Annotated in this window: 8 protein-coding genes; 3 read left to right on the top strand and 5 right to left on the bottom strand. The window is 65.1% G+C overall.

Translation table 11 applies throughout. The features are described 5' to 3' along the window. The first annotated feature begins 11 nt into the window (after positions 1-11). On the top strand, positions 12-371 hold the full coding sequence (locus B4393_RS13195) for a hypothetical protein (RefSeq protein ID WP_078334542.1): 360 nt from the start codon (positions 12-14) through the stop codon (positions 369-371). On the opposite strand, the gene B4393_RS13190 is transcribed toward B4393_RS13195, so the two are convergent. Both B4393_RS13190 and cobA read right to left on the bottom strand, forming a co-directional pair. Continuing rightward, a complete protein-coding gene (locus B4393_RS13190) occupies positions 368-1885 on the bottom strand; it encodes an MFS transporter (protein ID WP_070940196.1) in 1518 nt (505 codons plus the stop codon). The genes B4393_RS13195 and B4393_RS13190 overlap by 4 nt on opposite strands. Before the next feature lie 45 nt (positions 1886-1930). Beyond that, entirely contained in the window at positions 1931-3139 is a 1209-nt protein-coding gene (gene cobA, locus B4393_RS13185; RefSeq protein ID WP_078334541.1) for a uroporphyrinogen-III C-methyltransferase, read from the bottom strand. Between the two features lie 76 nt (positions 3140-3215). On the opposite strand from cobA, the gene B4393_RS13180 reads away from it, so the two are divergent. Together B4393_RS13180 and B4393_RS13175 are read left to right on the top strand one after the other, a co-directional pair. Continuing rightward, positions 3216-5174 carry an ABC transporter ATP-binding protein gene (locus B4393_RS13180; protein ID WP_078334540.1) on the top strand — a complete coding sequence of 653 codons (1959 nt, stop codon included), beginning with the start codon at positions 3216-3218 and terminating at the stop codon, positions 5172-5174. Further along, positions 5171-5947: an energy-coupling factor transporter transmembrane component T family protein gene (locus tag B4393_RS13175; RefSeq protein ID WP_078334539.1), complete on the top strand. Its 777-nt coding sequence runs from the start codon at positions 5171-5173 to the stop codon at positions 5945-5947. The genes B4393_RS13180 and B4393_RS13175 overlap by 4 nt, the downstream gene beginning before the upstream one ends. A gap of 502 nt (positions 5948-6449) precedes the next feature. Here B4393_RS13175 and B4393_RS13170 read toward each other — a convergent pair. From B4393_RS13170 to pks2, 3 genes are read right to left on the bottom strand one after another with little or no spacing between them, the layout of a single operon-like run. After that, on the bottom strand, positions 6450-7127 hold the full coding sequence (locus tag B4393_RS13170) for a GAP family protein (protein WP_078334538.1): 678 nt from the start codon (positions 7125-7127) through the stop codon (positions 6450-6452). A gap of 2 nt (positions 7128-7129) precedes the next feature. Next, on the bottom strand, positions 7130-8545 hold the full coding sequence (locus tag B4393_RS13165; protein WP_078334537.1) for a condensation domain-containing protein: 1416 nt from the start codon (positions 8543-8545) through the stop codon (positions 7130-7132). A gap of 11 nt (positions 8546-8556) precedes the next feature. Further along, positions 8557-14835, bottom strand: coding sequence for a sulfolipid-1 biosynthesis phthioceranic/hydroxyphthioceranic acid synthase (gene pks2, locus B4393_RS13160; RefSeq protein ID WP_078334536.1), 6279 nt, complete (start codon positions 14833-14835; stop codon positions 8557-8559). Between the last annotated feature and the right edge of the window lie 685 nt (positions 14836-15520).

Raw genomic sequence — 15520 nt, 5'->3', positions numbered from 1 at the left:
GCATCAACCGCATGCGTGCGTGGGCGGTCATTCCGGCGGTGGCGGTAGTTGGTCTGGGATTCGCGGTACCGGCCGACGCGGCCCCGGCCACCGTCAAATACTCGCTGTCGGCCATCGGAATCGGTAATGCCGACTTCACCGTCCAGTATCAGGATGGCGGTCAGCTCCGCGAGGAATCCGGGCACACCTTCGCCGGGTACTACTGGGAGCGCACCGTGAAGCTCGACGGCGCGCGGCCCGTCCTGCGAGTCACCGCGGTCGGTCCCCCCAGCGTCTTCCGGATGTCCTGCCACATCACCGTCAACGACGGCATTCCCATCACCAACGGGCTGCTGTTTCGCGCCGGAGACGACACCCCGCAGGACTGCTAGGCCGGCTGCTCTTCGTCCAGGCCCTGGTCGTGCGCGGCCTGCGCCTTCTGTGCGTGCGCCACATCGGCCGCGCTGTAGGTGATGAACAGAGCTGCCACGCCTACCAGCACGGCCGTTCCGGCAATCCAGAGCATGCCGTAGGTGTAGCCGTGGTCGAGGGCGTGGAGCTGCGCCTGGTTCATGTTCTGCACGGGGCCCTTGGCCCCGCCCAAGTACAACGTCCGCGAGGTGATGATCGCCTGGATGATCACCAGAACGATTGGCCCGCCCAGGTTTTGCAACATGAGGGAGATGGCGGACAGCGGCCCGATGCGGTCGGCATCTACTCCGGTGATGGCCGACAAGATCACCGGCACCACGATGGTGCCGATGCCCAGTCCGCCGACGAAGATGGCCGTCGAGAAATCCGGGAAGTACGCGATGGTGCGGTCGATCGTCGAGCCGTAAAGCATCGCCCCGAACACGACCACCCCACCGCACAGGATCAGCACCCGCGGCGCCATGCGCGTGACAAGTTGGGAGGACAGCGCCAAGCCGATTCCCATGCCGACGACGAACGGAATGGCTGAGATTCCGGTCCGCAGCGGGCTGTATTTCATGAGGTCCTGCATGTACAGGCCGATGGTGATGGTGAGGGTGAACAGCACCCCGCCGGCCATGAAGATCGCCGCAAATGTCGCGACCCGATTGCGGTCCGTGAACAGACTGAATGGCAGCACCGGGTTCTCCGCGGTGCGTTCCACGTAGAGGAACGCGATCAGCAGCACGGCGGCCGCGATCAGCGACACAATCGTGTACGGGGAGTCCCAACCGCGGTCAGGACCCTGCGTGAATCCGAACACCGCCGCCGTACAGCCCAGCGTGGCAAGCACGGAACCCGCCACATCCAGCTTCATGGGTTCACGTTCCGTCTCGGTCAGCGACCGCACAGCCAGGTAGATCATCAGCGCGCCCGCCGGCACGTTGATCAGGAAGGCCAGCCGCCACGACACCTCGGCCAGCGCGCCGCCGACGATGAGTCCGGCGATGGAGCCCACCCCCGTCATGGCGCCGAACACCCCGACAGCGGCGGTACGCAGTGGCCCCTTGGGGAAGGTGGTCGCGATCAGTGCCAGCGCGGTGGGCGACGCGACGGCCGCACCCACACCCTGGATGAGACGGAAAATGGCCAGTCCGATGTCTTCCTGCGCAAGGCCCACGCCGATGGACGCGAGGGTGAACAAGGCGATGCCGCCGATGAACACTCGCTTGCGGCCGAAGGTGTCACCGAGGCGTCCACCAAGCAGCATGAGCCCGCCGAAGGACAGCATGTAGGCAGTGATCACCCAGCTTCGGGTGGCATCGTTGAGGTGCAACTCGGCTTGAATCTTGGGCAGCGTGACCACCGCGATGGTGCCGTCCATGGTGGCCAGGAACTGCATACCGGCGATTGCGATGACGGCGTACAGATAGTGCCGCGAAGGCAGGAATTCTCGCGCCTTTTGAGTGAGCTGCTCGACGCTGAGGGCAGGCATGGAGGACACCTTACCGTCCTCTTAACGTGCCCTTAGGTCACAAACTCACGCCAGAGGGACTCCGTAGGCAGCAACGGGGCCTATAACGATGATCGCGGGCGGCCTAATGCCCTGCGAACGAATACGCTCTGGCGCGGTCGTGAGGTCCGCCCGCAGCACGCGTTGCTCATCGGTAGTGCCGTGTTGCACCACCAGTACCGGGGTATCCGCAGGTCGGCCACCATCGATAAGAACCTTCGCAAACTGCTCGATGCGCTCGACCGCCATCAACAGCACGAGGGTTCCCTTCAAGGCAGCAAGTGCATCCCAATTGACTAACGATTCCGGATGCCCTGGTGCGACGTGCCCGCTGACGACGACGAATTCATGGTTGACCGCGCGATGGGTGACGGGCACCCCGGCCGCCGCCGGAACAGAGATTGCGCTGGTCACGCCGGGTACGACGGTCACCTGAACGCCAGCCTCGGCACAGGCCAGCACTTCCTCGTAGCCACGGGCGAAGACAAACGGGTCCCCGCCCTTCAGGCGCACGACGAACTTGCCCTCTTGCGCCCGTTCGACGAGCACTCGGTTGATCTCCTGCTGCGCCATCGCGCGCCCGTAGGGGATCTTCGCGGCGTCGATCACCTCGACATGAGGCCCCAGATCGGCGAGTAGCTCGGCGGGAGCGAGCCGGTCGGCGACGACCACATCCGCCTGCGCCAGAAGCCTGCGGCCGCGGACGGTAATGAGATCAGGATCACCCGGTCCCCCACCGACGAGCGCGACACCGTGCGGCTTGACGCGATCCTCACCCCTGTCGTCGATGAGCCCGCGTTGCAGTGCCTCATGGATTGCCGACCGCAGCGCCGCCGATCGCTTGTGCTGGCCGCCAGTCAGAACACCGACTGCGATGCCGTCGTGATTGAAGGAGGCCGGCGTGACGGCCGTACCGTCCCTGGCGGAATCTGCGCGCACGCAGAAGATGCGGCGCCGCTCGGCTTCGTCCACCACGGCGGCGTTGACAGCCGGATCATCGGTGCAGGCGATGGCGTACCAGGCGTTTTCGAGGTCTCCGTCCTGGTACGGCCGCAGATTGAGAGTGATCGAGGCCATGCCTTCGACGGCCGGGGTCGCGTCGGGGGCGATCACGTGGACATCAGCTCCGCTGGCGATCAACAGGCCGAGGCGCCGCTGCGCGACGGATCCGGCGCCGACGACTACAACTTTGCGTCCGGCAAGGCGGAGGCCGACGAGGTAGGCGTCATGAGTCACCGCGCGAGTTTACGTGGACGCGAATCACGGGGCCGGGTTAGCCATGCTCTAATCGGTCCCAGTGCAATCCCATCGCATGCAACCAGCGGAGTTGGCCCAGGCCGCGATGACGGCTGCCCTCATGGGCGCCATCGCCGTCGTCTCCATCGTGCTACCCGGCGCGGTGGTGTTCGCTTGGCTGGGGGCAGTGCCGATGGGAGTGCTGTGTTACCGCCACCGCATCCGGGTGGCGCTGGCCGCGTGTGTGGCCGCGGGCCTCATCAGCTTTCTGATCGCCGGATTCGGCGGCCTGGTGTCGGCGTTGACATGCGCGTACATGGGCGCGATTTCCGGTCAGGTGAGACGCCGGAATCGTGGTGCCGCAACAATGTTCGTGGTCGCAGCGCTGTGGGGTGTGCTGGTCTCGGCCTTCTGCGTCGGGGTGTTCGCGGCCCTGCGGGGTCTTCGCGAGGTTGTTCTCGGCGCGGTGGCCGCCAATGTCGGCGGATTCGCCACGCTGTTGCACGGAGTGCCGCTTCTCGGACAGGCCGCGGCCGGGCTGGACCACGCCGTTGCGGGCTGGCTTGCACACTGGCCGTGGTTCTTTGGCGTGTCGGTGTGGCTCATCGTCATCTTCGGAACATCGTTCGGGTGGCGGGTGATGACGCCGGTACTGCGCAGGCTCGCGGAAGTGACCGACCTGGCCTCGGTAGGCATGTTGCCCCCGCCACACGAAAGCACCCCACCCGGGCCGCTGCCCACTGTGCTCACCGAGGTCGGCTATCGATACGCCGGGGCAGATCGAGATGCACTGGCACCGGTGACGATGCGGGTCGACATCGGTGAACACATCGCGGTAACCGGCGCCAACGGCACCGGCAAGTCCACCCTCATGCGCATCCTCGCGGGCGTCCCTCCCACCACCGGAACCATCGAACGTCCCGCCGGGGTGGGACTGGGCCAGGTGGGCGGGACCGCGTTGGTCTTACAGCACCCGGAGAGTCAGGTGCTCGGACTGCGCGTGGGCGACGACATCGTGTGGGGACTGCCGTATGACCGCACCGTCGACATCGAGAGCCTGCTCGCCGAAGTGGGATTGAGCGGGATGAGTGATCGGGACACCGCCGGACTCTCCGGCGGTGAGCTGCAGCGGCTCGCCGTCGCCTCGGCACTGGCCCGCGAACCCGCTCTCTTGATCGCCGATGAGGTCACCACCATGGTCGACCACGACGGGCGCCAAACGCTCATCAACGTGCTCGACGGACTCACGGCCCACCACCGCCTTGGACTGGTACATATCACCCACTACCCGCAGGAGGCAGACGCTGCCGACCGCGTGGTGGCGCTCGGCGGGATCGAGGTACGGGACGGAACGGAACGCCCCTCCCCCATCGAATCCGATTCCGGCGAAACGATTCTGGATGTGCGAGGAGTCTCGTTCGACTACGCGGCCGGGACGCCATGGTCACAGCCGGTGCTGCGAAATGTCTCGTTCCAGGTTCACGCCGGCGACGGGATACTGCTGTGCGGCGGCAACGGTTCAGGCAAGTCCACCCTGGCATGGATCATGGCGGGCCTGCTGGAACCGTCAGCGGGCCAGTGTCTACTCGATGGCCGCCCCGCCGCGGAACAGGTCGGCGCGGTTGCGCTGTGCTTCCAGGCGGCACGATTGCAACTGCTGCGCGGCCACGCCGGTGCGGCGGTGGCGGCGCTCGCCGGGTATTCGGCCTCCGATACCGACAGCATCGATCGGGCGTTGGCCTCGGTCAGCCTGGACCCGAAGATCGGTGGGGTGCTCATCGATCGGCTCAGCGGCGGGCAGTTACGGCGAGTCGCATTGGCCGGCCTGCTGGCCCGCTCGCCGCGCCTGCTGATTCTCGACGAACCACTTGCCGGCTTGGATGTCGATGCCCAAGCCGACCTCATCGATCTGTTGGTACGCATCCGCAGTAGCGGGCAGGCCGTCATCGTGATCTCGCACGACACCGACAGTCTGTCGCCATTGTGTCCCCGCACCATTCGCCTGGAGCAGGGCGAGTTGGTGAGTGCCCCATGAACCGACGACGCCCGTTGATGCTGATGCGGCCGGTCCCCGGGCCCTCACCCATTCATGCGCTATGGGCCGGCACCAAACTCATCGCCGCACTCGCGATATCGGTACTGCTGACCGTCATGCCGTCGTGGATCGCGATCGGGCTTGTCGCGCTGCTCATCCTGTTTACCGCGGCACTCGCCGGGATTTCGCCCCGGTGCATCCCCTCCATTCCGCGCGGGGTCTGGCTTCTTGTGGTGGCCGGCAGTCTGTTCACCATCGTCAACGGAGGCGCCCCCGAACTCAGGCTGGGCCCAGCCACCCTCGGCGTGGGTGGATTCCTGGACTTCCTGCGCGTCACATCGCTGGGACTCGTCTTGATCGGCCTCGGAGCCGTGATCTCATGGACCACACAGGTCGCGGAAATCGCTCCCGCGGTGGCCCTTTTGTTCCGACCGCTTCGCATCCTGAGGGTGCCCATCGACGATTGGGCCGTCACCATTTCCCTGGCGTTCCGCATGTTCCCCATGCTGTCCGAAGAGTTCCGACTGTTGGCGGCCGCCCGCAGACTCCAGCCGCCGCAGCCGGAGAAGCCCTCGCGGCGTGCGGAAGTCGTCGATCTGTGTACCGCCGCCATGGTCGTCTCGTTGCGCCGCGCGACCGAGATGGGAGATGCCATCACGGCACGGGGAGGTGCGGGCCGCATCTCCGCGCACCCGATCTATCCGGGCTGGCGCGACGCCCTTGCCGCCGCGGTGCTCGCCGCCGTCGTGACACTTGCGTTCCTGCTGGGCTGAGGCCTCCCAGCCATTCATCAGAAACCGGGAAGCAATCCACAGCAATTCCGAAGAGATCCCGTGGGGAACCTTGATTTTCGCATCTTAGTCTCCTGTTGTCGAAACCCGACCAGTGACAGGAGACAGCGTGATGTCCCTTCGAACCTCGGTACGTAGCGGAATAATCGTGGCCGCTATCAGCTCTTCATTGTTTGGTGCACTTGCGATCCCGGCCGTCGCGTCGGCCGCGCCCGCCACGGAGTACACGACCGACCATGTCGACTGGCGAGGCGGTCATCGCTACTGGGATCACCCGGAATGGGGCCGCGGCTGGAATCGCGGGTATCCCGCGCCGGGCTGGGTCCCTCCCCGCGGCTGGTATCCACCCGCCGATTGGGCCCCTCCCAGTGGCTGGTATCCGCCCGCAGGCTGGGCGCCTCCGGGTGATTGGGTAGGTCCTTGCAGCGGACCGCTATTCGATCTGTTCCACCCCGTGCGCTGCTTCCGGATATAACTCACCGGGTCAGGCCCGCAGCAGGCCGATCGTGCCCAGCGCCAGCATGAGCAGGCCTAGCACAGCGACCATCACCGCGACATCGATCCTGCGGCGGGACTGCACCCAACCGTGTAATGCCGTCAGCACCGCATAGGTCTTTCCAGGCATCGCCGCATAGCTCAGCAGCGGCAGGCCCACCATAGAGAAGGCCACCACATTGAAGAAGAGCAACGCCATGGACTGAACGGGTTGTGTGGCCCCCGAGGCATGGATGAGTGCGATCACCGCGAGAAAGTCCGCCGACGGCAAGGCAATTCCCAATCCGCTCACGCCCGCGACCCACAACGAGTTGTTCTGCAGGAAGCCCCGCACCCGCGTCGCCAGCTTGCCCGCGGTACCTGTGCGCGGCGGTGCGGGAGACCGGCGGACCGACGCGGTAACGGCCAGCACCGCTGCCACGGACAAGGCGAGCACGCCGAGACCGACTTGGATATACGGCCCGGAGATGTCCGCCTTGCCCATCGGCGAAACCCGCAACACGAACAGCAATGTCAGGCCCAGGCTGAGCCCCATGGCGAAGGCCCCGCACAGAAACACGAACAGCTGCAACAACGGTCGGGGCCGGTTCAGCATCAGGACCGTCAGGCCCAATCGAGTGGGTTCAACACTCACACCGAGGGCCATCAGTAGAACGATGGTCCACATGACTACCGCGCGCGCACAACGTCATTCTGCTCGCAGACCCGCGTGAACGTGGACTTCACGAGGTCTACGTAGCGGGTGATCGATTCCCGCGCAATGGGATTGTCGGGGTACGCGATCATCAGCGTCGTCTCGGTCGGGAATCGCGAGATGAAGATCGTCAGCTGGTACACCGACTTACTCTCCGCATACAGACCGATGGGATTGCTCACCAGGAGCGGGTTGGTGAACAACTGCGAAAGCGGCGGAGCGCCACCATCGAAGAAGTTGATCATCGGGTGGTACGGCCGCGGCCAGCTCAGCTCCGGAACCAATTCCAGCACCCGGTAGAACGGAACGTTCACCAACTGCCTGCCCCGGTCGAAGGATTCCTGCGCCGCGACCGCTGCCGCACCAAAGGTCCCGTCGACGGGGGCACTTATCGGCACAAGTCCCGTGAACCATCCCGTCGTGAACATGTCCGCTTCCTCGCGGGCATCGCTCGGCGTGATCCCGTAATAGGTATCCGTGCCGGTCAATTCACGCTCGGCGAACCCGAGCGCGGCCATCACACCGCCGACGAACCGCGCACCCGCATCCACGCAGCGGGTCTCGAACTTCAGCGCCTGCTGCTCATCCAGCAATTGCTCGGTGACGATTGCTGTTCCGCACTGCACCCCGTGATCGCCCAGTGGCAGTGGGAAATCCGGGAGACTACCGCGATTGTTCTCGGCGAACTGCGTCCATTCACGCACCGGCGCCGAATCGGGAGTCAGCCCCGACAGGAACTCGTGCTGGCGAATGCAGTAGTCGCCATAGCTGCCCGCGGGCGGAAGCTCGATGGGGGCTCCGCCCTGAACCAGCGCCTTGTACCCCATGAGGATTTCCATGATCAGCAGGCGCGCGAACGTCGCATCCAGGTGCAGGTGGTCAACGCTGAAGTAAAACGTGAAATGCCCTGAGCTCTGGACGATTCCGAAACGGAAGCAGTCCCAGCGGAACGGGTCCGGAGTCTCCGACACCACCAGCTCACGCACCTCGTCGGACGTCATCTCCCCCAGCTTGACCTGGACGAATTCCACGTCGGCCGGATCGGCGATCGTGCGACGGACAATGTTCTGCTCGTCGTCGAGCGAGAACCAGCTGCGGTAGGTGTCGTGCCGCCGCAGGTGGGCGTTGATCACGTGGCCCATGGCCCGCTTGTCGCACCGGCCCGGCATGTCCAAGGTGAAGACGAGTACCCGCGAGAAATCCAGGCCCTTGGCCGCCTGCCGCAGATAGGTTCGCAGATGCTGCACCTGCATGAAGCTCGGCGGGATCTCGCTGACCGGTGCTTCAAGGGCCTTCGCGTACGACGCCGGCGAAGGCTGCCAGGTAATCACCGATCCCGCAGACGGCTCCCACTTGTCGGTCAACGACACCGTTACTGGTCCACCACGCATTTCAGATCCCCTTAAGACGACGCGACTTCGGATTCCTGGTCGGCCAACTTGTCGTACAGGTGCGACGCCAATGAACGCACTGTCGACACATCGGCCGGACCAATACGGACGCCGGTGTCCGCCTGGATACGGGTACGAATTTCGAGATTGCCCAACGAGTCCAGCCCGTAGTCCGGCAGGGACCGGTCAGGATCGATGGAGCGCCGCAGCACCAGCCCAACCTGTTCGGCAACCAGTTTCCGGAGCCGGGTCGGCCACTCCTCACGAGGCAGCGCGTTGAGCTCATCGAGGAACTTGTTTGTCTCCGTTTGAGTTTGGCCCGCATCCCGGAATGCCTGTGCAAACGGACTGCGCTCGACGAAGTCGGACAGCCACGAGATCCCCGCCATCGGCGCATAGGCGGTGTAAGCGCGGTTGTGCCGAAGTACCGTGTCGAAGGCGTAGGCACCCTCATCCGGGAGGATGGCCGCGTCCGCGTTCGCCGCCAGGTGCGTGCCCTGGCCGATCTCCGACCAGGCACCCCAGGCGATCACGGTGGCAGGCAAGCCCTGTGCCCGCCGCCAGTGTGTGAATCCGTCCAGCCAGCTGTTGGCCGCCGCATACGCGCCTTGCCCCGGTGAGCCCACCAGTGCCGCGATCGACGAGAACGAGCAGAACCAGTCCAGTGGCTGATCCGCGGTGGCCTCGTGCAGGTTCCAGGCACCATGCACCTTGGGTCGCCAGTCACCGCGATCGATCAGCTCGTCGGTGATGTTGGCCAGCGTGGCGTCGTGAACCAGCGCCGCCGCGTGCAGCACCCCGCGCACCGGTTTCCCGGTCTCCATGGCCGTCTCGACCAGTCGCTGTGCCGTCTCCGGCTCGGCGATATCGCCCAGCACCACGTCGATCTCGGTGCCCGCCTGGCGGATCTGCTCGATGACGGCCAGCGCCTCCGGCTTCGGAGCACTGCGGCCGTTGAGGATGATCCGCCCGACTCCGGCCGCTGCCAGCTTTCGTGCCAGGAACAATCCCAGCCCACCGAGGCCGCCGGTGATGACGTACGCCCCTTCCCGGCGGAAGGCCGGCGCGTGCGACGGCGGGATCACCGCGTCGACCTCTCCGGCCTTGGGCAGGTCCAGGACCAGCTTGCCGGTATGTCCGGCGGCACCCATCACCCGGATCGACTCCGCGGCCTCCTGCAACGGCGACGGCGAGATCTCCGGCAACGGCAGCACGCCGTCGGCCATCTGCCGATACAGCGCGGTCAGGGTCCGGTAGATCGCTTGCGGTCGTGTCTTCGACACCAGGACGAGGTCGACGGCATGGAACGACAGGTTGCGGCGGAACGGGAACAGGCCCAACCGGGTGTCGCCGTAGATGTCACGCTTGCCGATCTCGATGAAGCGGCCACCGAAGCTCAGCAGTTCCACACCGGCCCGCTGTGCCGCACCGGTGAGCGAATTGAGCACGATATCAACACCGTAGCCGTCGGTATCGCGACGAATCAGATCAGCGAAGTCAGTGCTGCGCGAGTCATATACATGCTTGATTCCCCAGCTGCGCAACAGATCTCGGCGCTCTTGGCTGCCCGCGGTGGCGAAGATCTCCGCCCCGGCGGCACGCGCGATGGCAATGGCCGCCTGCCCCACTCCACCGGTACCGGAGTGGATCAGCACCTTGTCGTCCGCGGAGATCCTGGCGAGTTCATGCAGCCCGTACCACGCCGTGACGTGGGCGCCCGGGACCGCTGCGGCCTCCCTATCGGGTACCTCTGCCGGGAGAGTCGCGGCAAGGTTGGCGTCGACCACCACGAAGCTTCTCCAGGCACCGGTGGGTGTCATACCGCCCACCCGATCACCGACCTGATGCTGGGTCACTCCTTCGCCCACGGCCGTCACCACGCCCGCGAAATCCACACCGAGCTCTTGTCGGCCTTCGAAACTCGAGTATCGGCCGTACACGTTCAGCACATCGGCGAAGTTGATGCTGGTGGCGGTGACCGAGACTTCGATCTGTCCCGGCCCCGGGGCCACTCGATCGAACGCGACGAATCCCAGCGACTGCAGGTCGCCCGGCGTCCGCACCTCGAACCGGACACCTTCGTTGTCGGGTGTCGCCACGGTACTGCGCCAATCGTCGGGACCGAGCGGACCCAGGTTCAGGCGCGCCCGGTACCAGTGGTCGTCACGCCATGCCGTCTCGTCCTCTTCTGAACCCGAGACCAGCTCTCCCGCCACATTCTGTGCGGCGGTGTGGGTGTCGACGTCAACATGCGTGACTCGCAGGTGCGGGTACTCGGCTCCGATGACGCGCACCAAACCCCGGAGCCCTGCCTGCTCCAGGTTGGTCACGTCGCCGTCCACGACCGTCTGTGCGTTGCGAGTCAGCACATACAGTCGCGGCGGCTCGCCGGGCAGATCCACCAATTCCCGGGTGATCCGCACCAGGTGCCGAACCTGGTCGGCACCTTGCAGGGCCACCCGATCGGCGCCGCCTTCGGCTCCCGGCGCCGTGACGACGAGTACTCCGTCGAAGGCGCCGCCCTCCAGCTGGTCATACAGAAGCTTCAGCGCCGCCACACGACCGGTATCCGGGCGCCACTGGATCAGTGCCACCTCGCTGTCGCGCAACTTGAGTGAATCGATCAGTTCCGTTGCCCACGGGTCCACGCTCTCGCCGGTGCTGACCAACAGCCACCGGCGCGGACCGCCCGATACCGCCTCCGGTAACCGCTGCTGCTGCCATTCGATGGCCAGTAGACGATTGTTGAGCAGCTGATCACGCTGCTCGTCGTCGGAGGCCCCGGTACCGAACCGGAAGCCCCGCACGGCAAGCACAATGCCGCCGTTCTCGTCCAGCAGGTCGATATCGGCTTCGACCTCGTTCCCGATCACCTTGGTCACCCTGGTGTAGCAGTACTGGGTGGAACGTGCGGACTGGTAAGCGTGCAGGCTGCGCACCCCCTTGGGAAGCGGTAGCGCATTCTTACTGGCCGCCTGAACATCCGGGAGCGCGATGACGGATTGGAAGCAGGCGTCCAGCAGCGCGGGGTGCACGATGTAGCTGCCCTGCTGCGCCCGAACCTCGCGGGGCAGCGACACCTCGGCCAGCACCGACCTGACGGACTCGTCGCCGTGGTACGCCGCGGCCAGCCCCTGGAAGGCCGGGCCGTATTGAACGCCCCTCTCGTCGAAGGACTCTCGCAGGTCATCGCCCTCCGCGCGGTGCGGGTGCTCCGCACGCAAGGCGGCCAGGTCGTATGCGACAGGAGTGTCGACCTCGACACCAAGACCCAGGACCGCCGCGGCGCGTTTGGAGGCGTCGCCGTCATCGTGGGTCTCCACCACGAACTCGAGCGCACCCGGTGACTTCACCGTCGCCGTAGCCGATATCGGTGTCGTCTCCCCCAAGGTCAGCAGCTGTTCGAACGAGATGTCCTGCACCACAGAACCTTCCCCGAACACTGCGGCCGATGCCGACAATGCCATCTCGCAATACGCGGCACCCGGGTACACGGCCACATGGCGAACCTGATGATCGGCGATCCAGGGCTGTGCCACCGTGCCGACATCCGCCTGCCAGATGTAGCGCTCCGGTTCCTCGGTCAACCGCACATGTGCGCCGAGCAGAGGGTGCACCGAGACCGTGTGACCAGCCTGGCCCTGTTGCGTCTGCGCGGAGAGATCCAACAGATACGACCGACGGGTCCAGGTGGGCAGCGGTACATCCACCAGTTCTCCCGACGGGTAGAGCACCGAGAAGTCCACCGCGCCGCCGGCCTTGTACAGATCTCCGATGAAGTCGCGCAGGCCGTGCGGCAGCTCCTGCTCGCGACGCATACCGGCCAGGGCCACCATCGGAATGTCCAGGCTCCGTGCGGTCTGTTCTGCCGGATACACCAACAGCGGGTGCGGTGCCAGCTCACCGAATACGCGATACCCATCGTCCAGCGCGGCTTGCACCGCCGCCGCGAAGCGCACCGTGTGCCGCAGGTTGTCCACCCAGTAGTCGGCGTCCATGACGGGCTTTTCGCGCGGGTCAAACGACACCGAAGAGTACAGCGGGACAACGGGTGTCCGTGGCATCAGATCTTCGAGAGCGTCGGCGAGGTCATCGAGAATCGGGTCGACCTGTGGCGAATGCGACGCGACGTCCACCGCCACCTCGCGGGCCATCAGCCCGCGATCCGACCATTCGGCGATCAGCTGACGCACGGTCTCCGTCGCGCCGCCGACGACGGTGGACTGCGGTGAGGCGACCACCGCCAGGACCACATCGTGAATCTCGCGGTCGGCAAGCTCGGACACCACCTGTTGAGCCGGCAGGTCGACGGAAGCCATCGCGCCGGCACCCGAGATACGCAACATCAATTGGGAACGACGGCAGATCACCTTGACACCGTCTTCCAAGGACAACGCCTCGGAGACAACGGCGGCCGCGACCTCGCCCATCGAGTGTCCGATGACCGCACCGGGCCTCACCCCGTACGAGGCCGCGGTAGCCGCCAACGAGACCTGCATCGCGAACAGCGTTGGCTGGACCCGATCGATACCCGTGACCGTCTCCGGCGCCGAGATCGCCTCGGTGACCGAGAACCCGGACTCCGCCTCGATCAGTGGCTCAAGGCGCGCGATGGTCGCGGCGAATACTGGTTCCTTGCTGAGTAGTTCGGCGCCCATACCCGCCCATTGCGAGCCCTGACCGGAGAAGAGCCAGACCGGGCCGCGGTCATCCTCCGCAACTGCCGCCTGGTAGGGAACCTCATCGTCGGCCACCTCGCGCAGCCCGGCAACCAGTTCGTCGGCGTTGGTGGCCACCACGGTGGTGCGCACCGGTCGGTGCGCCCGTCGACGCGCCAGGGTGTACCCCACGTCACCGATCGACACGTCGTCGCGCTCGGACAGCCAGTCGGCCAATCTGCCCGCAGTTCGGCGCAACTCGTCGGCGGACGTCGACGACACCGGGAAGACGAGCTGCGACCCCAGGGGCGATTCCACGAGAGTTCCCGAAGATACGGCCGGCGGAGCTTGTTCCACCACCGCGTGAACGTTGGAACCCGACATTCCGTAGGCCGATACCCCGGCCCGCCGCGGCCCCTCGATCTTCCCGGGCCATGGGATAACCGATTGCGGCACAAAAAGGTTCGTTGTGACGCCGGCGAGCTTGTCGGGTATCCCGGTGAAATGCAGATTCGGCGGAACGACCCCATGCTCCACCGCGAGAATGATCTTCATCAGCCCCAGCGCACCGGCCGCCGACATGGTGTGTCCAAAATTGGTCTTCACCGACCCCACCGCACAGGGCCCGTCGACTCCGTAAACCTGCGCCAGGCCGGTGTACTCGATGGGATCACCCACGGGCGTGCCGGTGCCGTGCGCCTCGATCAGCCCGACGGTGTTGGCGTCCACACCCGCGGCCGCCAGCGCGGTGCGGCACGCCGCCGCCTGCGCGTCCGAGGACGGAGTCGACTGGTTCACCGTGCGCCCATCCTGATTCGACGCCGTGCCCCGCACGACCGCCAAAATCCGGTCCCCGTCTCGCACCGCATCGTCCAACCGCTTCAACAGAATCATGACGCAGCCCTCAGACATCACGAAACCGTCGGCCTCGCCGGTGAATGTGTGGCAGCGTCCGGTCGGAGAGAGCATGCGCTGCTGCGAGGCACCGACATACCTGCGCGGTTCCAACACCAGGTTGACGCCGCCGGCCAGCACGAGATCACTTTCGCCCGCCGCCAGACTCTGGCACCCCATATGCACAGTCGCCAACCCCGCGGCGCACCCGGCATCGACCGTCAGCGATGGTCCATGCACACCCAGGGCGTACGAGATACGCCCCGATGCCATGCAGAAGTTCGTGCCCGCGAATCCGTAGGGACCGCCGAGATCCGCCGCGTCCGCGGCCACCAACTGGTAGTCGTTGTGCGTCACCCCGACAAACACCCCGGTCTGGGAACCCGCAAGGGCCCGCGGGTTGATACCCGCGTGTTCGACTGCCTGCCAGGATGTTTCGAGCAGCACGCGGTGTTGGGGGTCGATCGAGACGGCCTCGCGCTCATTGATGCTGAAGAAATCCGCGTCGAATCCACCGACGTCATCCAGGAAGGCACCCCACTTGGAGGGAGACTTGCCCGGCACACCCGACTCAGGGTCGTAGTACTCCCCCAGATCCCAGCGCGCGGGAGGCACCTCGGTGATGAAGTCCTCACCCTGTAGCAAAGCCTGCCAGAACTGCTCGGGTGACTCGATCCCACCCGGTAGCCGGCACCCCAGTCCGATAACTGCAACAGGGGTTACAGACGCGTTTTTCATCTTGCTACGTCCTCCTCGCACACCAAATACGCCTGGTAGTAGAACTGAAGGTAACTAGCAGTAGAGCCCGACAGACCTAAACATAGGGTGCGCGAAAGGAATTCGCGACTCGGGAGATCAGGATCACAGTGCCTCACCGTCGACCGTCTTGCGACATCGCGAAATGGCCGTTTCCATACGCCGAAACCGCCCCGCATTAACAGCCCATTGATAACCAGGAAACACGGAATTCATAAATTATCCAGAGCAACTATACGTTAGCCGTCATACGGTTTACCGCGCCCAATGTCTCACAGTAACCCGTCCCAACACCCCTGTTCAAGCCCTATCTACAAGCGCATTTCGTCGACTCGAAGAAAATCTCACAGTTCACTCACAGCTATTCATATGGTTTGCGGTATGCGCATATGTCCAAAACATCGAACCCGTAATTGCCTATGAAATATTTATGCGATTTACTCACCGTGATTGGAAACTCACGAGGCCACAGATGTGGGCCTAGATCCGGCACGACTTGAGATTTCCTTTTCGGCAAGATCCACCATTGAGACCGTGTCGACAGCCCGCTGCGACGCCGCCGCGGTGCGGCCCCCGCCTGCCCGCGGCCTGCCCTGGCGCCCGACCGCGGCACTCCGCCCACTGATGATGCTCTTAGACATCCAATAGTTAGCTCGCCCGTGTCGCG

The sequence above is a fragment of the Mycobacteroides franklinii genome (assembly GCF_002013895.1).
Classification (GTDB): Bacteria; Actinomycetota; Actinomycetes; order Mycobacteriales; family Mycobacteriaceae; genus Mycobacterium; species Mycobacterium franklinii.
This window is presented reverse-complemented; position numbering and strand designations above follow the sequence as displayed.

What these genes read in the sequence shown, in the direction of transcription:
- B4393_RS13175 (WP_078334539.1), top strand. Translation starts at nt 5,171, where the DNA reads ATGAACCGACGACGCCCGTTGATGCTGATGCGGCCGGTCCCCGGGCCC.
- pks2 (WP_078334536.1), bottom strand. Translation starts at nt 14,835, where the DNA reads ATGAAAAACGCGTCTGTAACCCCTGTTGCAGTTATCGGACTGGGGTGC.
- B4393_RS13180 (WP_078334540.1), top strand. Translation starts at nt 3,216, where the DNA reads ATGCAACCAGCGGAGTTGGCCCAGGCCGCGATGACGGCTGCCCTCATG.
- B4393_RS13165 (WP_078334537.1), bottom strand. Translation starts at nt 8,545, where the DNA reads ATGCGTGGTGGACCAGTAACGGTGTCGTTGACCGACAAGTGGGAGCCG.
- B4393_RS13190 (WP_070940196.1), bottom strand. Translation starts at nt 1,885, where the DNA reads ATGCCTGCCCTCAGCGTCGAGCAGCTCACTCAAAAGGCGCGAGAATTC.
- B4393_RS13170 (WP_078334538.1), bottom strand. Translation starts at nt 7,127, where the DNA reads ATGTGGACCATCGTTCTACTGATGGCCCTCGGTGTGAGTGTTGAACCC.
- B4393_RS13195 (WP_078334542.1), top strand. Translation starts at nt 12, where the DNA reads ATGCGTGCGTGGGCGGTCATTCCGGCGGTGGCGGTAGTTGGTCTGGGA.